This is a genomic window from Pseudodesulfovibrio sp. zrk46 (genome assembly GCF_012516435.1).
GTDB lineage: Bacteria > Desulfobacterota > Desulfovibrionia > Desulfovibrionales > Desulfovibrionaceae > Pseudodesulfovibrio.
Genome location: NZ_CP051216.1, coordinates 1,225,220 through 1,245,393 on the forward strand (window position 1 = coordinate 1,225,220; position 20,174 = coordinate 1,245,393).

Consider the following 20,174-nt stretch of genomic DNA (forward strand, 5'->3'; position numbering starts at 1 on the left):
ATGGATCCCGCAACTATTACTTCACTCGTCACGCTAGTCGTCTTTGCCCTACTGCTCATCCTCATCATCGTTAAAACCGCGGTCATCGTTCCGCAGCGCAGCCAATTCGTCATCGAACGGCTCGGCAAATATTCCAAGTCCATCAAGGCGGGGCTGCACATCCTCATCCCCTTCATCGATCAGGTGGCCTACAGACGCAGCCTGAAGGAAGAGGTCATGGATGTCCCGGCCCAGTCCTGCATCACCCGCGACAACGTCTCCGTAACCATCGACGGTGTGCTCTACATCCGCGTCATCGACGCCATGAAATCCTGCTACGGCATCGAAAACTACTACATCGCAGCCTCTCAGCTTGCCCAGACCTCGCTCCGCTCCGCCATCGGCAAGATCGATCTGGACAAGACCTTTGAAGAGCGCGAATCCATCAACGCCGCTGTTGTCGAGGCCGTTGACGAAGCCGCTCAGGAGTGGGGCATCAAGGTCATGCGCTACGAGATCAAGGATATCACCCCTCCCGGCAACGTCATGGTCGCCATGGAGCAGCAGATGAAGGCCGAGCGTGAAAAGCGCGCCGAAATCGCCCTGTCCGAGGGTGACCGTCAGTCGCGCATCAACCGTTCCGAAGGCATGAAGCAGGAGGCCATGCAGCTCTCCGAGGGTGAGAAGCAGAAGCGTATCAACGAGGCCGAAGGTCGCGCACAGGAAATCCTGCTGGTGGCCGACGCCACGGCCAAGGGCCTGCAAAAGGTCGCAGAAGTCATCAACCTGCCGGGCGGCGCCGAGGCCATGAACCTCAAGGTCGCCCAGCAGTTCATTGATGAATTCGGCAACCTCGCCAAGACCAACAACACCATGATCATCCCTGCCGACATGGGCAACATCGGCGGCATGGTCGCCTCGGCCACAGAGATCATCAAGAACGTCTCCGCCCCGAAGCAACAGGCAAAGCCCGCTCCCAAGCCTCAACTGGTTCCAACGGAGCCGTTTGAACCAGCTGAATAAACGGCCTCAACAGAAAAACGAAATGCCCCCTGAATGTTCACATTCAGGGGGCGCTTTTTTGAAATACTTTTCTGCTCGAAATCTATCGCCGATGCAGGGCGACAAAGGCCGCATCCACCACTTCGAGGAAGTCGCGGCGGGCAACGGGCTTGGTCAGGAAGTCATTGCAACCCGCGGCCTGCGCCTGTGTTCTGATTTCCACGAGGGCGTGTGCGGTGAGGGCTACCACCGGGGTAGGCTCCAGCCCTTTGGCGCTTTCCCAGGCGCGAATCTGGCGGGTACATTCCAGCCCGTCCATGCCTGGCATTTCCACATCCATGAACACAACGTCCACAGGCTCGTTGCGGAACATCTCCAGCGCGGACTCGCCATCGGCAGCCATGAGCAGCTTGTGGCCGGAGTCCTTGAGGTACAGCTCGATCAGCAGGCTGTTGGCCTCGCTGTCTTCCACCAGCAGGATGGTCAGGCCGCCAGCGGTGCTCCCCGGCACGCGTTCGGGCCCAACCGCATGCCCCAGCGGTCTGAACTTCGAATAGGTGAGGACCGCCCCGATTTCAGGGATAAATGCGGGTTTGGTCAAGATGCCGCCCAACCCGGGCACATTGTCCATCTGGGATTGGTTTCCGGCGCGAAGCAGTATGATGCGTTCCGGAGGAACTCCCTGATCAACGAGGAAAACCGGCGCAGCTTCCCAGCCGTCTCCCTCCATGGGAGCGCATATGAGCAGGCCGTCGTAGATACCGTGCCAGCCATTTTTATCCAGCAGTTCTCCTGCGGCGTCCGGGCTCTTGGCGAGGTCCACCCTCGCTCCCGCGGCTTCAAGCCGTGCGACCAGCGTCTTGCGAGCATATTCCCGGGCATCCACCAGCATGAGACGCTTGTTCCTGAGGGGTGAGAGGGGCTTCAGTTCGCCATTGTGCGCCTGATATGGCAGGCAGAAATGGACAGTGCTGCCGGTCCCCCAGTCGCTTTCGATCCAGATGGAGCCGCCGAGTTTTTCGCACAGCAGGCGACAAATGGAGAGGCCAAGGCCAGTGCCGCCGTGTTTGCGCGAGGTGGAAGCGTCCGCCTGAGTGAACTTGTCGAAAATGGATTCCAGCTTGTCCGGCGGGATGCCTGTGCCCGAGTCCTGCACACGGAAATGCAACATCAATCCATGACCATTCTGCCCGCCCGAGGCCAGCGACACATGAAGAAGCACATGGCCCTTGTCCGTAAACTTCACTCCGTTGCCCAGCAGGTTGATCAGGATCTGTTGCAGCCGCAGGGCATCGCCGTGCAATTCCAAGGGCACACCCGAGGCAATGGAATAATCAAGGTCGATGCCTTTCTGGTGGCCCGCGTAAGCCGTGACCTTGAAGGCCTTGTCGATGGAGGCTTCGAGATTGAACGGCGCGTCCTCAAACACCATCTCGCCCGCCTCGATCTTGCTCAGATCCAGCACGTCTTCGATGATGTTGAGCAGGGCATTGCCAGATTGCAGCAACACGGAAACGCACCGCTGCTGCTCCTTGGTCAGTTCCGACCCGTTCAGGATCTCGCCCATGCCCAGCACCGCGTTCATGGGGGTACGAATTTCGTGGCTCATGGATGCGAGGAACTGCGACTTGGCAAGGGTGCCTGCCTCGGCGCGTTCTGCCATCTCACGGGCGCGGTCTGCGGCATGACGCAGTTCAGCGTTGGCCTTTTCCAGTTCCTGCGTCCGCTCCTGCACCTTACGCTCAAGGTTGGTGTACAAATCGCGCAGAGCCTGACTCATACTGTTGAAATTCTTGGTCAGCTGGCCGATCTCGTCTTTTCTGGTGCCGGCATCAAGGGTGACAAAGTCGCGGTTGGCCAATCGCCGGGTGCCTTCGGCAAGGGAGTGAACAGGCTTGGTGATGAGCTTGTTCAAAAAGATGTTCAGCACAACGACCACCAAAATGGTGAAGCCGACAAACAGTATGACCATGTGGGTCGTTTTCTTGGCCATGACCCGGTCGATACTGCCCATGCGCAGGCCGATCTCTACGGAGCCGAGCAGCTTGCCGCTGGCCAGGATGGGCCGGGAGACCACGAGGATGTCTTCGCCGTAGTGCGCCTTGTTCTTGCCTTCGTGATCTTCGGAAATGATGTTGCCGGACTGGAGCAGGGAGTCACCGTTTTCATCATAAATTTCGCAGAACGCGATGTTGGGTGACTGCTCAATGGACATGGCCTGGTCTTCCATGAGGAAGAAGCTGAACCGCTGAATGTACTCGGCGCTTGAGCGGGCGGCCAGCCCGGCAATGCGGTGGCCGTGGTCGCTCAGGTTCTGTACCAGCTGCTCCTTCTGGGAGTTGATCAGGTACATACCCAGCAACGTCAGAAAGCCGCCCAGAATGAGGGCGGTTCCAAACGTTATCTTGAGTCTTAGTCGGTTAAACATGCCTTAAGCGGTCCTGATCTTTACTCCAATTCCCGGTTTTCACATACCAGCTTGCCACCGGTTGGTAAAATTGCATACCCTTCACTCCATCAAGGAGAGCCATCATGCAATGTCCTCAGTCCGATTCCCGTTCAGGCCGCGTCGTCTTTGCCTGCCACTGCCTGCTCAACGCCAACGCAAAGGTATGCGGGCTGGCCAAATTCCCCGGCGCCATGCCCGACCTCCTCGACCTGCTGGCCGAAAAACAGGCGGGCATCATCCAACTGCCGTGTCCGGAGTTCCTGCACATGGGACCGAACCGCTGGTGGCAGGCTCGCTCCCAATACGACCACCCGGCTTTCCGCAGCCTCTGCGCCCGGCTCGCCGACGAGGCTGCCGAACAGGCCGCGACCTATGTTGCGGCGGGCTATGCAATCCCGGCCCTGCTCGGCGTGGAAGGCAGCCCGAGCTGCGGTGTTGCCGAAACCTACGACACCCCGAAATGGGGCGGCCGCCCCCGGGAGATCAACCTCTCCGGGTGCCGCGTCAACGGCGCAGGCATCTTCATGCAGGAGCTTGAACGCGCCTTTACCGCCCGCTCCCTGAACGTGCCCTTCAAGGGCCTCGGCTCCACGGACGATCCGGCAGTCACGCTCAAGGGCGTCCTGTAGTTATTTCTTGGCGGACAGCAGGTCCGTCACCTTGATCTCACCGTCAATGACCTTGGCCTTGATGGCGTCCAGCTTCTCGAGCACCCCGGGCGCGATTTTGTCGCGGGTGTACTTCATCTCGCTCAGACTCACGCCGCCGTTGTTCAGGCCGTAGTAGGACGGTCCGGCAGTGAAACGGTCCTGCACGATCTCTGTCAGTTCGGTGTAGGTGGCCGTATCCAGTCGCTTGATCATGCTGGTAAGCACGAATCCCTTGGCCAGAGAGTCCTGATCCGAATCCACGCCGATGGCGTAGTTGCCGGAGCGACGGGCCGCCTCGATGACGCCGTTGCCTGTCAGGCCTGCTACGGCGAACACGATGTCAGCACCCTTGTTGTACTGCCCGTTGGCCAAAGAGTATCCCTTCTTCGGGTTGCCGAAGCCGGAAAAATCACCAGCCGGACTCACATAGTCCACCATCACGTCCACTTTGGGATTGGCGTAGGCCACGCCCTCGCGATATCCCTGCTCAAAGGCCTGCACCGGCGGAATCGGCGTACCGCCCACAAAGCCGACCTTGCCCGTCTCGGTCACCATGGCAGCCAATGCGCCAGCCATGAACGAGCCTTCGCTTTGCTTGAACATCACACTGGAGATATTGGGAAACCCTTCCACCGGAATCTCGAACAGGACGAACTTCTTGTTCGGGTTGAGCTTGCCGAGCTCCTTGACCAGCTCAATATGCTGCGCGCCGAGCACCAGCACGACGTCCGCCTGCTTGACCGCACCCAGCACCGCTTCCTTGGTGACCTGTCCGTTTCCTTCCGGTTCGGTCACGATAAGCTTGAACCCATGCTCCTGCTGGGCCTTGCGGATGCCCCCATAGGCCATGTCGTTATAAGAGAGGTCTCCCAGTCCGGAAGCCCCGGTGACAAAACCGACCACCAGCGAATTCGCCATGGCCGCAGTGGCAAACAACAGGACACACAATCCTGCTAACAGAATCTTCTTCATACCCTTCCCCTCACAAAAGGTTATCCAGCATCGAGATTCTATTGCCCAAGTGATGGAAAAAGTAAATAGCTACCCCGTCCATTTCACCGGCTGGGGACAAAAATAATCAGTATAATTATACAAAAAAAGCGTGGAAAATCAGTGGTGAATAAAATTCACCACTCAAAGGGGAGCGCTATGCGCCGCGCTGGGCAGCGCGCAGATAGGCTGCCTGCCAGGCTGGCTCTTCCATGGTCTCTGCGTGATGCAGATAGAGCAGCTTCAGGCTGGCTTCAAAAATGGTCGTGGCGTTCCTGAGCCGCTCGTTCACCAACGCCTGCCGATCGAAACTGTCCAGCCAGTGGGCGAAGTCCGATGCCCGGTTGCGTTCGCGATGGCCGTTGTTGACCTTGGCGTATCCGCTCTCCGCCACCTTCCTGCAACGTTCCTCGTCCTGAAGCAGAGACTCCACCAGCGCAACCAGCCCGTCGACGTCGTCCTGATCATAAGTAAAGAGGTCCTCGCCGTCGGTGAACAGCTCGTCCTGTCCGTGCCCGATCTTCGGCGTCACGAGACAGCTCTTGCAGCCCAGAGCCTCGAACAGACGGTAGTTCATGTCGCCGCGCTCGGCGATATTCAGCACCAGCCGGGCCTGTGCGAACAGCTCACGGTACGCGCCCTGCGCCACATGCAGGCCGGAGAACTTCTCGCCGAGTTCGCGCAGCATGCGCGCCCGCACCGGGAAAATATCCTCTTTGACATTGCCCACGAAGAGGAGATCCCAGATCTTCTCAGCTTCCATGGGCATATCAGTCTCACGAGCAAAGGCGGGCAGCCAGAAGATGCGGTCATCGGGCAACCGCTTGCCCTGATAGTCGGCGATGTGGTCCTTGAGACTGACCGTACACAGGTCAAAGGCCTGGGCATAGATGGGGAACCATTTGTGAATGTGACTGTCCACGCTGAGAAAAACCGTTAGACAGGGAAAGGATTCCAGTCCGAACAGCATGGGCGGACGACTCCGGTCCGCATAGATCAGGATGTCGGGCTCGAACCCGCACCGCTCCACGACCCAGTCCCAGTCACGGGGCTGCTCACGCACATAGACGTGCTTCACCTCGGCACCGCACTCCTCCATGAAGGTCTTCACGAAGTAGTGCCCTTCGAGCCACGCGACTTTCAATCCCTCAAGCGGCTTGGCCGTTGTTTCACCCATCGAACTGATGCTCCCGGATAACGTGCTGCAGACGACACATCCCACCAATGGGACGAGCCGTATTTTCCGGCATTATTTGGGAAAAGTAACAAATTGGCAAGTGAAGTAAGGGGGAAAATCCTGTCCGCCACCTGACTGCTTTTACTCCCCGTTTTCTTCCTGCTGCTCGTCGTAATAGCGTCCGCAAAGTTCACGCCACTTCTCCAGTTTCAACGCCATGTCCGGTTGAGCCAACAACTCGGGATCAAGGGGAGAGACGCTGTAATCAGGATTCCAAACGGCACACTCATGCTGAAACACATTGGCGGCATGCACGACCAGGGCTGTCGAAATTTCTCCATTCTCCACGACAGGAGCGTGGTGTTCAAAAACCCCTCTGACGATATCGGAGCTAAAGCCCCATGTTCCCAGAAGGTATGCCCCTATTTCGGCATGACTCACTTTCAGTTGTTTCTGCTCAATACTATGGACCGGCCCCCCTGCGGATCTGGTTTCATTCAGCAAGGGACCATATAAATCGTACAACTGGGTCAGCAGAACAAACTTGCCGACATCGTGGAGTATACCGCAGACAAAACAGCTCTCGATAAACGCCTTGTCCATTCCTTCCGAAGTGGCGATCACCCTGGCAAAATATCCGGTCTGGAGACAGTGGTTCCACAGATTGCCCACCGAGTAATGCCCCTCCTCGGCGGGGTCCAGACTCCCAATCAGTTTGACTCCCAATATCAACCCCTTGAGGGCATCGATACCCAGAAGGACGACCGCGTGGGCCGGAGAGATAACGCGCTGGTAAAAACCGAAGTAGGGCGAATTCACCACCTTCAGCAGATTCGTGGACAAGCCGATATCCTGCTCGACCAGCCCGCCTACCAGCTTCAGATCCGGCTCAGCCTTCTCCAGCTCCTTCACCACATCAAGATATATCTCTGGGATGGTCGGCAGCGACTTCAGTTGCACGACGACATTCTTGATTTCATCGTTATTCAAAATATCGTCAATATCGAGCAGGCGCTGGATCGAATCGAGCAGCACATTGGTCGAGCAGGGTTTGCTCAAAAACTGATGGGCGTACTTGGTGGTATTGAGCAACTGCTGCATGTCCGAATACCCCGACAACACAACCCTGATGGCGTTTGGTTGCACTTTTCGGACCTTGTCGAGAAACTCCATTCCGTCCAGGCAGGGGATACGCAGGTCAGAAACGACCACGTCAAATTCCTCATTGCCCAGCAGCTCCAGCCCGCCGTTGGCACACGATGCATAGCTCCCCTTCCAATCCTTGCGTTTCACATGGAGCATTGCCCGAAAGCTGTCCAAAATATTCTGATCTTCATCAACAAACAGTATTCTCTTTTTCATGGGCACCTACTCATATGGCAGCGTAACAATGAAGGTTGATCCCTTCCCGACTTCGGATTTCACGTCGATGGTACCGCCATGGCGCTCGACTACGATATCGTGGGCAATCGCCAGCCCTTGCCCAGTCCCTTTGCCCACCTCTTTCGTGGTAAAGAACGGGTCGAAAATCTTGTCTCTGTTTCCCGGTTCAATGCCGCACCCCGTGTCGCTGATCATAATGGAAACGAACTTGGCTCCCTTGCGGGTCGAGACCTTGATCTGCCCCTTTTCCCCTGAATTCCCCACCACGTTTTCGATGGCGTGGGCCGCGTTGACTATCAGATTGAGAAAGACCTGGTTCATGTCCCCGACAAGGCAGGGCACAAGCGGAAGCGGATCAAAGTCCAACTCCACTTCAGCAACATATTTCCACTCGTTTTTGGCGACGGTGATGGTATTTTCCAGCGATTGGTTCAAGTCCACGGGGGTCTTCCCTTCACTGCCGGGATGGGAGAACTGCTTCATGGCCCGGACGATCTTTGCCACTCTGTCGGTTCCGTCCAGTGCCCGCGAGCACGCTTTGGGAAGTTCGTTCATGACAAAGTCCAGATCCACGTCTTCTTGCAGTTCCTCTATCTGCCCGATCAAATCCCCATGCATTCCCGCATCACGACAGCGTTGCACCAGCTGGTCCTTGATCGCCATGACTGCGGCGACATCGACGTAGGTCTCCTCAATAAACTGGACGCTGTCGCCTATGTATTGGATCGGCGTGTTGATCTCGTGGGCAACGCCGGCCGCCAGCTCACCGATGGACTCCAGCTTCTGCGCGATGCTCAGCCGTCTCTCCAGATTCTTTCGTTCCGTAATATCAAAGAGGATAACACCCAGATGCTTCTTGCCACGCACTTCAACGCCCACCAAATGCCTTGAAATGGGGAAGGAGCGCCCCGTCGCATCGTGAGCAACACCCTCTACATAGGTCTCCTGATCCAGACTGTCAGGGCAGAGGAACTCTTTCATGTTCCCTTCCCTGTCTCCGAAAACAACGTGGCATGCGTTACTGTACAGATCATCGGCATCCACATTGAACATCGACAAGGCGCCCTCGTTGTAGTCCATGATGTACCCGGTCTCCGGGTCAACAATGAAGAATGCCGCGCCGATGCCTTCCAGCAGCGCCGTAATCAACTGCTCTGCTTCATACGCCGCTGTCTGCGCATCCTTGCGTTCCCTGTTCTCCACGAAGAGTTCTGCGGTTTTCTGCTTCAGGTCCGAGGTCTGCCTTTCCACTTCCTTTTCAAGCTCCATGCTCACGGCCTGCAATTTGGTATGCGGCATAATTAGAAACTTTCGACCGACCAGATGGATAATCAGAGAAAGCGTTGCAGAGCCGATGATGAGCGCAATGATAATCCCTGTAATAAGATACTGGACTTGGCTTTCGACCTGTTGCCAACTGACCGATTCGACCAGTTTAATGCCAGGAAAGCGCGTCTCGGTGTTCTGGGTTAACGAGGGCTCCTCAACAGTTCCGCGAGTAACCACCAATTCGTCATTGTAAAAAAGGCTTAGGCGGGCCTTGTCATCGTCGGACAGCGAAAGCGAATCCAGCGAAACAGGAATGAACGCCGTGAGGACGCCTTCTGCCAGTCCATTGTATCTGACCGGCACGCTCAATCTCCAGTAGCAGCAATCAGGACCGCCTCTGGAGAGCATGACGATATCAATCACATATGGCTTTTCGAGCTTGATCAGGCTCGACAGGTCGTTGCCTTTCAGCATGAAGATCGAGACCTTCGCATCAGAGTATATGGCATCGCCCGCATAATCCTGAAGAGCGAAGTACGCGTCCTCCTTGAGCAGGTTCAACGCATTGATGAAATCAACCACATTGGCCTTTTGCTCATAGGGATGCATCACCCCGGCAACAAATATCGGCAGCTTGGAATAATCTTCCAGCAGGGCCAGACGATCTTCCAGATAGTTCTCCAGCGAGTGCTGACGTCCCTCCAATTGGAGCCGGAGTCCATCAACCTGCATGTTCCGCAACTCACCGCCAATAAAATACACGATGACAAAAACGCCAATAACGACCTGCACGATGAAGAAGCTGGCAAGGAGCAGATTGAACGGCTTGGAAAACGAGGTCCCTCTGCGGCGAAAATTCTCCTGAGTCTGATCAGTGAGCGATGATGATTTCATCGTTGTCTCCATAGCGACCAATGGCAAAGTCGTCTGCTCCCAAGGCTTCATGGGCATCCGGATCATACATGGTGTAGGGCCTGAACGGGGGGTCATACAACTTGATCAATCCCTGTACCGGCGTCTTCAGGTTCTCCAGTGCATTACGCACCTTTTCGCGATTCTCCAGCATGTCGTCGCCAAGGGGCGCCGACTGTTCCACCGCCGCGATCAGGATGCGGGTCAGATCATAGGCGTGAATGAAGCCGCTGGGAGCGGTCAGATCAATGGGTGTCTTCACCTCCGGGAACAGGGTGGTCGCAGTCTCAAACACTTCCTTGGGAAATGGATTGTCACCCATTTCCAGAAAGGAAAAACTGGTTTGGATAAATTCAAGGTCGAGCTGCTTGCGCATGGTGCTGTTGATAAACGCAGGAAAATCTCCGCCAGTGATTCCCCAGTGGCTGACGATAGGCAGCCGTAACGCTGGCGGCAGGTCGTGCATGGCCTTGCATATAACCTTGCCCTCAGGCGCATTGGCCACCAGGAAGATCACGTCCGCTCCGGAGTCCTTCACCTCTCTGAGCAGAATCTTGGCGCCGGTTTCCCGCAGGCCCCATTTGAACATCTCCACACGGGTCGGCATGAGATCCCTTGCCACCAAGCTCGATGTCATGGTCCTCAGGTTGGACTGCCCCCATCCCGTGTTTTCCAACACCAGCGCCGGGCGCTTGAAACCCCGCTCGTCCACAGCGCGCTTGACGATAAATTCCCCGGCCTTGCTGTCATCAACGGACAGCCGGAAAATCCAATTTGTGTCATTGCCTGAGCGGGAGATGGGTCCGGCTGCCGCCCACGGGACGAGCAAAAGGATGCCGTTTTCATGGATGAACTTGCGATGAGCCAGAAGCGGCGGAGAGTGCATGCCGGAATAGAGCACCAAGGCGTTCGGGTCCTGAAGGTATTTCTTCAGATTTCGCAGGCTCCGCGCCGAGTTGCCTCGATGGTCGAGCATCACCACCTCAACCGGCCGACCGGCCAGTTGATTGCCGTTCTGCTCCAGGGCCACCTTTATGCCGCGGGCAATGGCCGTGGACGATTCAGGCGACGAGGAGATATCGGTGTCGACATAGATGGCAACAGGTTCCTCCGCGGCCAACGCATTGGCCAATAGTCCGGCAACCACAATCAATGACAAACAGAAACAAGTGAGTACGCGCACCATTCTGCCCCTTGAATAAGTTTCCAACCATGCCATCGTACCACAGACTACGAACGGTTAAAATCATTGATTCCATTCAACGATTCTGTTTTTTTAATAAGAGAAGTGGCGTATGGATCAGAAAACCATTTTCGTTGGTAACAGCCTTGCCATGTGCAACCCGGAGGCCCGATGTCCAAGAAAGTGCTCTTGGTGGACGATGAAACACACCTGCTGGATTCCTTGAGACTGACGCTCAGAAAGTTCGACATCACTACGGACGCGGACCCTGTTCACGCCCTTGAGCTCGTGAAACAGGAAGACTTCGCTGTCGTCATTTCAGATATGCGGATGCCCGTGATGGATGGCGTTGAACTGCTGCGCGCGATCTCGCACGAATCGCCCAACACCGTCCGCATCATGCTGACTGGGCACGGAGACATGACGGTCGCCATGAAAGCCATCAACACCGGCGGCGTATACAAGTTCATGACCAAGCCGGTGGATGCCAAGGAGATCCGTCAGACCGTCACCGAGGCGCTGGAGGAGCATGACCGTCTTCTGCAGACAGCCTCCATGCAGGAGGCCGCCCTCCACGACGGACTGACCGGCCTGCCCAACCGGACGCTGTTCATGGACCGCTGCAATATCGCCATTGCCAATGCGCAACGGAGCAAAACCAACCTCGCCATCTTCTTCCTCGATCTCGACGGCTTCAAGGACGTCAACGACACTTACGGCCACGATGCCGGCGATCAGATACTGATAGAGACAAGCAAACGCCTGAGCGACCGCATCCGGGCAAACGACACCGCTGCCCGCCTCGGCGGCGACGAGTTCGTCATCCTGCTCACGGACCTGAACTCACTCGAACCGGCCCACGCCCTCGCAGACGAGATGGTCCACCGCATAGCAGAACCCATCCCCTGGAAAGGCAACGAACTCCAGGTGGGCTCCAGCCTCGGCGTCGCCTTCTACCCCCAACACGGCGACACCATAGAAACCGTCATGACCGCCGCCGACGCCGCCATGTACAAGGCCAAAAAGGAAGGCGGCCGCCGCGTGGTGATTGCGGAGGGGTAGGATTGAACAATTAATGTCGGGGGATATCAGAAACGAAAAAAGGCTTACAACAAAAGTTGTAAGCCTTTTAACTTTCAATGGTGCTCGGGGACAGAATTGAACTGCCGACACGGGGATTTTCAGGCAGCCCTGAGAGTTTTAACGAACACCTTCCGAGTACTCTGTCGAGGAGAAGAAGACTTCGTTAACTCGCCGATATCACAATACTAACAGTGTCTCATAAGTACGTTTTAAGTAAGCTTTGAAAGAGTCCTTGAAGGCCGATTTGCATAGGCAAGTTGGCTGAGAGTTTACTTAATGTTTACTTAAGGGATTATCATGGCTGTTAATGTGAAGTGTTTGAAATGTCAGGGATTGTATGCTGTAGGGACTAAAAAGTGTAAAAAGTGCGGTACAAGCCTACTCAATGCCCGAAAATACCGTGTCGCTATCAAACTCCCCTCAGGCAAATGGAAGACGAAGACGGTAGACTCTTACGACCTCGCAAGGAAGATAGAGGCCAAGTATACGGATGATCTTGTCCGCATGGGTGAGCTTGGACTTACTAAGGCTCCACTGATTGATGAAGCGTGGGAGTCTCTTTATGACCAGTGTAAGCGAATCCTGAAGCACCCACACTCCTACGAAAAGCAATGGCGCGTTCACATTGCTCCCTACTTCTCCGGTACACGCATGGATGCAATAACTCCTAGAGAGGTATCCAAGTTCATTACTCACTTGGGGAAGAAGCGTGCTTTCATCACCCGTAAGAATCCTAAGAAAGGGAAGAAGCCGTTAGCTACATCAACCGTTGTTCGTATGGTGAAATTGGTAGGCCGGATATACAACCATGCACGGGATATGGGGATGTATAGTGGGGAGAACCCTGTAAGTCGTGTGAAGCTTCCTAAATTCAACAATCAGGTCAACAACCCACTCACGGATGGAGAGCTTAAGCGATTACTCCAAACCCTTTCAGATTGGCCTAACAGAATGGTAGCCCTTGCTCTGGAACTCTGCCTGATCACTGGCAAGCGTACAGGTGAGATATTCGGCCTCACATGGGATCGGATAGACCTTGAGCATGGGCGAGTGCAGTTCATTGTTAAGAGTCAGGCATTGAATGACCACCAGTGGCTACCAATCACACAGCGAGGGAAGCAGATACTCAAAGAAGCGAAGAACTCTGTCCCTCAAATGAGTGCGCCTTGTGGCCTTACAGACATGGAACTGGTGATGTGAGCATTAAAACTGCTTACAGAGCTATTCATGCCAAGTGTCGAGACTGTGTAGGTAGCAAGAGGGCTATCAACGGATGTGATGGGGATAAACCAATAGGTAGTGCCTCCCCATGCAAACTATACAAACATAGAGTAGTCGCTATGCAGATGTAGTAACTGTAGACAAATAAGAGGGCAGGTTAACAGTGCCTACCCTCTTTTCTTTTGGTTATATAACAGAGAGCTGCTGTCCCCTACGTGGATGTTGGATCATCTGAAAATGATACCATCTCAACCATCTCACGATTCTCTCCTGGATAGATTCCATTTTTTTCTAACAAGACCAGTAAAGGTTCAATAGATAAAACACTGGCAAAGCCTGTTTCAGCGAAGCCGTCATTATGATTCAGCGATTCGGTCATTATTCCTAGTAAAAAGCCATACTCACTTAATACTGGTCCCCCACTGAATCCCCCCCTAGGCATGCACGATATTATGAAGTGAACAGGATCACCTGTATATTTGTCTAACACAGCGTTAACTTCACCTTCGGCCGCTACTAGAATCGGACTTCTTGAGAACGGCACAGGAGGATAACCCATAAGTAAGACTCTCGAAAGAATGAATTCATCACCAACCCAATCATCAAGATGACCGCCTATAGGGATGTGATCTGTGTGTATGAAGCCATCAGCAGGAGGAGGGAGGAAGATGGTTTCAAGGTGATGAGTTAAATCTAAATTGGTTTTAAGCAGGGCTAGATCAATTCGTTCATCATCATGGTAGATAATCTCCTCTACTTCCAATTTCTTGCTATACCTTTCTGAAACTACTTCAACAAGCTCGCCTGAATTTACAACATGGGCAGCAGTTGCAAGCCAGCCATCTCCTATGTGGAAAGCTGAACCTGTACTTAAATCGCCATTTGGAAGTTCAATGGTAACGCGGACAAGAGTGACTTTATAGCTTTCAAACAAACAGCGAGAGTCCATTGGTGTACCTACATAGAGTGTCTAGAGGATGAACTAATGAAGTAGTCGGTATCTGTTTTCAGATCAAGGGCGAACGTTTGGTTTGGGCAAGCAAAATCCTTCCCTTCACGTAAGGCTCATTTGTGGATAAGCTCGGTCCGAAGTCAATGGAGGTTTCAAGGGCGAGTTTACTTATTGTTTACTTAGACACGAAAAAGGCTTCCACCAAATCTGATGAAAGCCTTTGTATCCGTATGGTGCTCGGGGACAGAATTGAACTGCCGACACGGGGATTTTCAGTCCCCATATTTATTACTTCCCACCAAATCCTTTGGCTTCCTACAACATACACGATATCTATTGATACAGGTGACTTATTTGTGTTAATGTTTGCCCATTGCCTCCTAGGGAAGCAGTATTTTTCCCGAAAAATTTCGTGGCAAACTTGTGGCACAAAGAGTTCTAGATGTCTCGCGATTGGATTTCATCCCCCAAATATACAGGTGTGCGCTGGTACAAACATCCGACACGTAAGCATGGTGTCAGATTCGACCGGCGCTTCGGCATTCGATTCTACTATCATGGGAAGCAGTACGAATCTCTCCTAGGCTGGGAGAGTGATGAATGGTCTGAAGAAAAGGCCTTTCTAAAACGCGAAGAGTACCTTGAGAATGTTAAAAAAGGACAAGGCCCAGTCTCTTATCGCCAAGAGTTGGCCTTCAAAAAAATGGAGAATGAGAAGCGTGAAGCGGCTTCTGCGCATACGAACACCACCTTCAACCAATTCTTTCATAAAACTTACTATCCTGCAGCCTCTGCCAGCTGGAAAAAAGAGACTGCACGCAAACATATTGAGCATGTAAAAAACTGGCTTGCTCCTGTGGTTGGAGACATACCTTTGAAGGACATCACCATCGTCCACGTCAATAAGATCAAAGCCTCAATGGTTGAGGCTAAACGGGCGCCTAGAACCATGCAGTACACTTTTCGCACCTTCAGCATGGTTTGGGAGTCCGCCAGGGACCACGGGCTTGTCTCGGGAGTAGGTCCGACTAAAGCAAAAAGCTTTAAGCTTCCCAAAATCGACAATGCTCGAGAGCGCCTCCTCACGAAAACGGAAGTCGAACGACTATTGAAAGCGGTAAGAAAAAGGAGCAGGCAGGCACACAATATGGCCCTTTTGAGTCTTGAATCTGGAATGCGGTTTTCAGAAGTTGCTCGCCTGTCCTGGGGAAACGTAGATCTTGAAAAAGCTAAACTCCGAGTAATCAATTCAAAAGGAGACAAGAGTCGAACCATCCCACTGACGAAAAGAGCTGTCGACATACTACTCTCTTTAGATGGCGGTAGAAATGGTGACTTGGTCTTCCCAAACTCACATGGAGGAATTCACAAACAAATCCCTTCAGCATTCAAACGCGGCGTTGAAGACGCCAAACTGAACGAGGATATCCACGACCCCAAATACCGATTTGGTTTTCACGGGCTTCGACACACATACGCGAGCAGGCTCATTGAGTCCGGCGCCGAACTTATTCACGTCCAGCGACTGCTGGGCCATAGCACACCGGTGATGACCGACCGCTACAGCCATTTACGCAAAGGAAATCTGAGAGCTATCGTGGCCCAAATGGAACACTCAGTAACCTAAAGGTAGCACCGAAAAGCCCCACCTGTGGATGGCTTTGGTATATGGTTGCTTGACTGTCATTTGTTTTTGTCAGAAAGGGCCAGACTCTAAAAACAAGATTATTCTAAATATAAATCACTAAGATCTCATGGGATAAATTTCACTTTGGAAGCAACTTGCTTAGGAGCTTCATAAGCATTGAGCCTAGTATCATCTATATCTCTGATATCACAGAGATAAGCCATTTTAATAATCTTACATTCATCCTTGTCTAACAACTCGATATTATCTGCTGCTCGAGCGGCTAGAATTTCTACTGAAGCTAAGTCTTCTAATTCAAGACTACTCACGAAGCAAAATAGGGATTCCTCTTCATCATTCCTTACATTGTATAGCTTTTTTTGCGCGGTCCGGAGAGTCTCGGATGGACTATCTAATACATAGAGTTCTCTCTCGATCCTTGCTACCTCCTCTTCAACTATTGGACCGACATCGGTTAACACTTTTCGAACAGAACGCAGGCATTCTTCATACTTGGATACGTTGGGTAGCCTAAGAATCGGACGCCCATCCATCTCAAGAAAAGTGTCGGGAGAATGATCTGGGTGATACGAAGGACCTATAATTCTAGTGACAGTGAGCAGCCAATCTAATGCAAGCTCTTCCGAATTTAGATCAGGCATTTCTAGCAGCTGCTCAAGTATAAAACGCGCTATGCTCAACCTTTCAACATTGCCATCATAATAGCTTGGCTCACCAGCCTCATCTTCATAATAACCGACCCAGCACCTTTGCTGAAAAGAAAAAAAACCCTTGGTAAGCTTTGCTCCTTCTGGTTGCGATAGGATTGAATAGCTGATCGCTTTGTCGCCAAAAAGCTCTTCACGCCTCCAGGATGGGGCTTCGAACCCCAACCGGGCTAAGGTCTCTTCAATAACCTTATGTTCCCACCGAATTCTTTTTGCAGCCTTCTCAAGCTGATACATTGTAAAATGCTGACGCAAGTATATTTCAAGCGATGGGTATTTAGATCTGTTGTTAGGTGTTACCGCATATTGGATTACGACAGGACTCCCAAAAGAGTCTGGAAGAAGGTCTACATGGTGATTTTTATTAAGTCTTGCTTTACCGAAATATTCGGGAGCACCGGGGGGACTATCTCTCTCAAAAAACCAGCTACCAAAATCATATGCGCCAGGCTCGCTTCTGACGGGCTTCCAACCAAGATTCAGCAATACCGCAAAGACACATGCTTGTGTATTATCTAAAGATTCAAAGTACCGTAAACGCGGATCCTGTGTAGCCTCTCGTTCCAACTCGTTTGGGTTCATTGCGCCTCACTTTGTTAACTTGTGCAAGGTTTCAATTTTTGGACGCAATATAACAGACATTCTTTATTAATATCAACACCTCTAAGGCACCATACAATTCTCTCCAAAAACCAACCTCTTCCTCCAAATGAAATAGTAGAATAACAACTGACCAAACAAGCAGTCACACCGCAACTATATGACTTTACGTACTTAACACATCAATGTTATCGTTCGATTAATATTTTAACCTATTTTACTTCTACAACTCACTTTGCACCCGATGTTCTCCCCCACTCACCTCTATTACCTTGCGTCATTACGCTGCAACGAACGCTGTTCTAAGTGTTCGCACTGGAAAGTTGATGAGCATGCCTCCCAAGCGCCTTCTAGCTCAATCATTGATGCTATACACAAGTTGTCCAGCCTCAAAGAATTTTGCATTGTAGGAGGCGAGCCGCTCGTCAACAAAAAAAGAGTTATCGAGCTACTCAAAGGAATCGCTAGCACTCAAGTTCGTACTGTCCTAATCACCAACGGAGTAGCCTGCACACCCAAATTTATCGACCAAGTAAAAGACTGTAATTTACACATTATTTTTTCCATTGATACGGTCGACCCCATCTTCTGGAGACATGTCAGAGGCACCGACTCGTACTATCGTGTCATGCGACACTTCAGATACGCTGTTAAAACGCTCGCTCCTGAACAACTCAGTGTTCAATCTGTCTTAGCAGAAGAAACTGTTGAGCACGTTCGAGCAGTAGGCGAAATGTGCCATAAACTTGGTCGCTTCCACTCGGTCCAAAATTATATTCAACAAGGATTTGAAGGAGAGTGGACAGAGTTACCCGCATCACGCTCAGCGCCTGTTCCGTTCGGCCAATGCAACGCAACTGGACGAAACCTCTCCATAATGCCTGACGGCAGTGTCTACACGTGTTTTCAGCAACCACTTATTCCAGGCTGCGGACATCCTCTGGGTAAGATAGGAGAACTGTCCATTCTGTCCATGTTGTCCACACAGTACGCAGAGAATGTTCTCAAATGCATGAGGACCTGTAACCTTCCATGTAAAACTCTTAAATGTAATCAATAATCCATGAAAGAACTGATCATTGAACTCAGCCACAACTGCAACCTAGCGTGCGTCATGTGTGGTTTTGGCGGCAAGGCGGCAATATCCGAACGCTATATGACCTGGGACACTCTTGAAAAAATTTTGGGAGAAATCACAATCGCTCCTGAAAGAATCAGGCTAAACGGACGAGGTGAAAGCACGATCCATCCAGATTTCATTCCTATGATGGAGCATGTGCAACAGTGTTTTCCCAATTCAACCATCAATCTTTTCACGAACCTTTCAATATCGAACGATCATCTGATCCAATCTTTGGTTGATAACAAGGTTCAACTGTTTATTTCAATCGACAGCCCTCGAGCAGATGAACTCGAGGATATAAGACGTGGGGCACATTTCTCTCTAATTGAACACAATATTGAACTCCTTTATTCAATTACCCCCAGGCCACATGTCATTTTCACTATGCAGGAAGCCAATCTGCACAGATTATCTGAAATGGCTCAATATTGTATCGAGAAAAACATGCACCTCATTTTCAACACAGTGCGTCGAGATGAGGGCATAGAGCCATTTGTCGAGATGGTTAAGGACAGGCGCTACGAGCTAGGAATAGCTTACAAAGATATTAAGTCTATCTACAAAAATGCAGGAATGAATTGCCTACTTCCAGATTCAATCCATGGAATCTCAATTCTAGAAAATGGAACAAGTCAGACCTTCGGGAGTAAAGCCCAATGCCCGGCTCTATGTGACGAATTGTGTATCCTCTATGATGGCACAGTGACTCCTTGCAATATGTTCAATCCTTATAAATTCGGCAACATCCTCGAAAAAGACCTCGATGCCATCCTTCATAGCGAACAACGCCAGTGGTTCCTTGAAAACAACAAATCACATTATTACTGCGCTGACTGCGCCTGTATGGGGGGGACACGATGAGCTGCCTAACCAGTCTCCCCTACGGACAAATTTTCGACTACTGGTGGGAGTCCATGCGTGGAGAATCCGGCAGGATTCGCTTTTTGCTTACCAAAATGGTCGAAGTCTCGGCCTTTCGGAAGAACATTAAGCGCAACAGAAAGATAGCTCGCCCCAAGTGCGACATTTTTTTTCCTTTGAGAGAAGTGCCCAACAAAATTACTGAGCGCTCAGTGCCTGTTGTTGTTGTGCCGACGTTTCTAAAAGGCTCAAATGATCTAAAAATGCTCGATGAATTGATCTCGTGTCTTAAAGACCAATCGCTTGAAGGCCATATAGTGATTGTTGATGATGCCTCACCGGAACCTGTCCCAAATTACTCAGACGTGCACTGTCTACGATTGCCACAAAATTCTGGACCTGCTTCAGCACGAAATAAAGGAATGGACTATGCGCAGACGCTTGGAGCTAAATTTATAGCTTTTACGGACTCTGACTGCCTTCCATCAGATAATTGGCTTCACGCACTACGAGAAGGCTTTTTAGGCTCACCAAGCTGCCATATTCTATCAGGAAATACTCTCTCACATGACCGGTGCTGGCTCGGCAAATACCACGAGCGAAATGGCACGCTCAACGGGCGTCGAATATCAACAACAGACAGGCTTCTTTATGGCCCTACATGCAACCTAGCGATAAGCGCCTGTCTTGCAGAAAAAATGCGTTTTGATGAATCCTTCCCTATAGCCGCGGCCGAAGATATCGATCTCTGCTACAGGGCGAATAAAACAGGTTGGGCGATAGAACACTGCCCAGAAGCGATCATCCACCATAATTATGGGTATACGGCCCTTTCACGCCCCGAAGCGCTTATTCAATTTTGGAGACAATTCAAAAGATATGCTGAGGGAGAGAGTCTTCTGCTGACACGTCACTTAGACTACTATAACGCTTTTCTAAACTCAAAAGAAATCACTGCACGACCAGTTGCAGATTGATTTTCTGT

At 51.9% G+C, this 20,174-nt stretch carries 15 protein-coding genes; 7 read left to right on the forward strand and 8 right to left on the reverse strand.

The annotated features are described in order from the left end of the window. On the forward strand, positions 1-1,002 hold the full coding sequence (locus tag HFN16_RS05590) for a stomatin-like protein (RefSeq protein ID WP_168889782.1): 1,002 nt from the start codon (positions 1-3) through the stop codon (positions 1,000-1,002). A gap of 82 nt (positions 1,003-1,084) precedes the next feature. Here the strand turns inward: HFN16_RS05590 and HFN16_RS05595 are convergent, their stop codons facing one another. Then, the gene (locus HFN16_RS05595; protein WP_168889783.1) at positions 1,085-3,409 is read right to left on the reverse strand and encodes an ATP-binding protein; all 2,325 of its coding nucleotides are present in this window, start codon (positions 3,407-3,409) and stop codon (positions 1,085-1,087) included. Positions 3,410-3,513: 104 nt separating this feature from the next. On the opposite strand from HFN16_RS05595, the gene HFN16_RS05600 reads away from it, so the two are divergent. Next, positions 3,514-4,059 carry a CD3072 family TudS-related putative desulfidase gene (locus HFN16_RS05600; protein WP_168889784.1) on the forward strand — a complete coding sequence of 182 codons (546 nt, stop codon included), beginning with the start codon at positions 3,514-3,516 and terminating at the stop codon, positions 4,057-4,059. Here HFN16_RS05600 and HFN16_RS05605 read toward each other — a convergent pair whose 3' ends face one another. The 5 genes from HFN16_RS05605 to HFN16_RS05625 all read right to left on the reverse strand — a co-directional run bounded on the left by HFN16_RS05605 (position 4,060) and on the right by HFN16_RS05625 (position 10,994). Next, the gene (locus tag HFN16_RS05605) at positions 4,060-5,052 is read right to left on the reverse strand and encodes a BMP family ABC transporter substrate-binding protein (RefSeq protein WP_168889786.1); all 993 of its coding nucleotides are present in this window, start codon (positions 5,050-5,052) and stop codon (positions 4,060-4,062) included. A gap of 175 nt (positions 5,053-5,227) precedes the next feature. Then, positions 5,228-6,247, reverse strand: coding sequence for a glycosyltransferase (locus HFN16_RS05610; protein WP_168889787.1), 1,020 nt, complete (start codon positions 6,245-6,247; stop codon positions 5,228-5,230). A 141-nt stretch (positions 6,248-6,388) separates the two neighbouring features. After that, the gene (locus tag HFN16_RS05615; protein ID WP_168889789.1) at positions 6,389-7,609 is read right to left on the reverse strand and encodes a response regulator; all 1,221 of its coding nucleotides are present in this window, start codon (positions 7,607-7,609) and stop codon (positions 6,389-6,391) included. Positions 7,610-7,615: 6 nt separating this feature from the next. Next, positions 7,616-9,793, reverse strand: a complete 2,178-nt coding sequence (locus HFN16_RS05620) for an ATP-binding protein (protein ID WP_168889790.1) — start codon at positions 9,791-9,793, stop codon at positions 7,616-7,618. Next, entirely contained in the window at positions 9,771-10,994 is a 1,224-nt protein-coding gene (locus tag HFN16_RS05625; protein ID WP_210772236.1) for an ABC transporter substrate-binding protein, read from the reverse strand. Before HFN16_RS05625 ends, HFN16_RS05620 begins: the two co-directional genes overlap by 23 nt. Positions 10,995-11,165: 171 nt before the next feature. On the opposite strand from HFN16_RS05625, the gene HFN16_RS05630 reads away from it, so the two are divergent. Continuing rightward, positions 11,166-12,056 (forward strand): diguanylate cyclase, encoded by an 891-nt coding sequence (locus HFN16_RS05630; protein WP_168889796.1) that lies wholly within the window; start codon positions 11,166-11,168, stop codon positions 12,054-12,056. 318 nt (positions 12,057-12,374) lie between these two features. Next, on the forward strand, positions 12,375-13,277 hold the full coding sequence (locus HFN16_RS05635; RefSeq protein ID WP_168889798.1) for a site-specific integrase: 903 nt from the start codon (positions 12,375-12,377) through the stop codon (positions 13,275-13,277). A gap of 232 nt (positions 13,278-13,509) precedes the next feature. Here HFN16_RS05635 and HFN16_RS05640 read toward each other — a convergent pair whose 3' ends face one another. Beyond that, entirely contained in the window at positions 13,510-14,232 is a 723-nt protein-coding gene (locus HFN16_RS05640; RefSeq protein ID WP_168889799.1) for a serine protease, read from the reverse strand. Between the two features lie 460 nt (positions 14,233-14,692). On the opposite strand from HFN16_RS05640, the gene HFN16_RS05645 reads away from it, so the two are divergent. Beyond that, entirely contained in the window at positions 14,693-15,877 is a 1,185-nt protein-coding gene (locus HFN16_RS05645) for a site-specific integrase (protein ID WP_168889801.1), read from the forward strand. A 125-nt stretch (positions 15,878-16,002) separates the two neighbouring features. Here the strand turns inward: HFN16_RS05645 and HFN16_RS05650 are convergent, their stop codons facing one another. Next, positions 16,003-17,187 (reverse strand): hypothetical protein, encoded by a 1,185-nt coding sequence (locus tag HFN16_RS05650; RefSeq protein ID WP_168889803.1) that lies wholly within the window; start codon positions 17,185-17,187, stop codon positions 16,003-16,005. A 1,081-nt stretch (positions 17,188-18,268) separates the two neighbouring features. Between HFN16_RS05650 and HFN16_RS05660 the strand changes: the two genes are divergently transcribed. Together HFN16_RS05660 and HFN16_RS05665 are read left to right on the forward strand one after the other, a co-directional pair. Continuing rightward, positions 18,269-19,189: a radical SAM protein gene (locus HFN16_RS05660; protein WP_168889807.1), complete on the forward strand. Its 921-nt coding sequence runs from the start codon at positions 18,269-18,271 to the stop codon at positions 19,187-19,189. Positions 19,190-19,242: 53 nt separating this feature from the next. After that, positions 19,243-20,166 (forward strand): glycosyltransferase, encoded by a 924-nt coding sequence (locus tag HFN16_RS05665; RefSeq protein ID WP_168889809.1) that lies wholly within the window; start codon positions 19,243-19,245, stop codon positions 20,164-20,166. Positions 20,167-20,174: the final 8 nt, after the last annotated feature.

Bases quoted from the DNA above. Each gene is read 5' to 3' on its own strand.
- HFN16_RS05665 (WP_168889809.1), top strand. From the start codon at position 19,243: ATGCGTGGAGAATCCGGCAGGATTCGCTTTTTGCTTACCAAAATGGTC.
- HFN16_RS05635 (WP_168889798.1), top strand. From the start codon at position 12,375: ATGGCTGTTAATGTGAAGTGTTTGAAATGTCAGGGATTGTATGCTGTA.
- HFN16_RS05610 (WP_168889787.1), bottom strand. From the start codon at position 6,247: ATGGGTGAAACAACGGCCAAGCCGCTTGAGGGATTGAAAGTCGCGTGG.
- HFN16_RS05645 (WP_168889801.1), top strand. From the start codon at position 14,693: ATGTCTCGCGATTGGATTTCATCCCCCAAATATACAGGTGTGCGCTGG.
- HFN16_RS05630 (WP_168889796.1), top strand. From the start codon at position 11,166: ATGTCCAAGAAAGTGCTCTTGGTGGACGATGAAACACACCTGCTGGAT.
- HFN16_RS05620 (WP_168889790.1), bottom strand. From the start codon at position 9,793: ATGAAATCATCATCGCTCACTGATCAGACTCAGGAGAATTTTCGCCGC.
- HFN16_RS05615 (WP_168889789.1), bottom strand. From the start codon at position 7,609: ATGAAAAAGAGAATACTGTTTGTTGATGAAGATCAGAATATTTTGGAC.
- HFN16_RS05660 (WP_168889807.1), top strand. From the start codon at position 18,269: ATGAAAGAACTGATCATTGAACTCAGCCACAACTGCAACCTAGCGTGC.
- HFN16_RS05650 (WP_168889803.1), bottom strand. From the start codon at position 17,187: ATGAACCCAAACGAGTTGGAACGAGAGGCTACACAGGATCCGCGTTTA.
- HFN16_RS05605 (WP_168889786.1), bottom strand. From the start codon at position 5,052: ATGAAGAAGATTCTGTTAGCAGGATTGTGTGTCCTGTTGTTTGCCACT.
- HFN16_RS05600 (WP_168889784.1), top strand. From the start codon at position 3,514: ATGCAATGTCCTCAGTCCGATTCCCGTTCAGGCCGCGTCGTCTTTGCC.
- HFN16_RS05590 (WP_168889782.1), top strand. From the start codon at position 1: ATGGATCCCGCAACTATTACTTCACTCGTCACGCTAGTCGTCTTTGCC.
- HFN16_RS05595 (WP_168889783.1), bottom strand. From the start codon at position 3,409: ATGTTTAACCGACTAAGACTCAAGATAACGTTTGGAACCGCCCTCATT.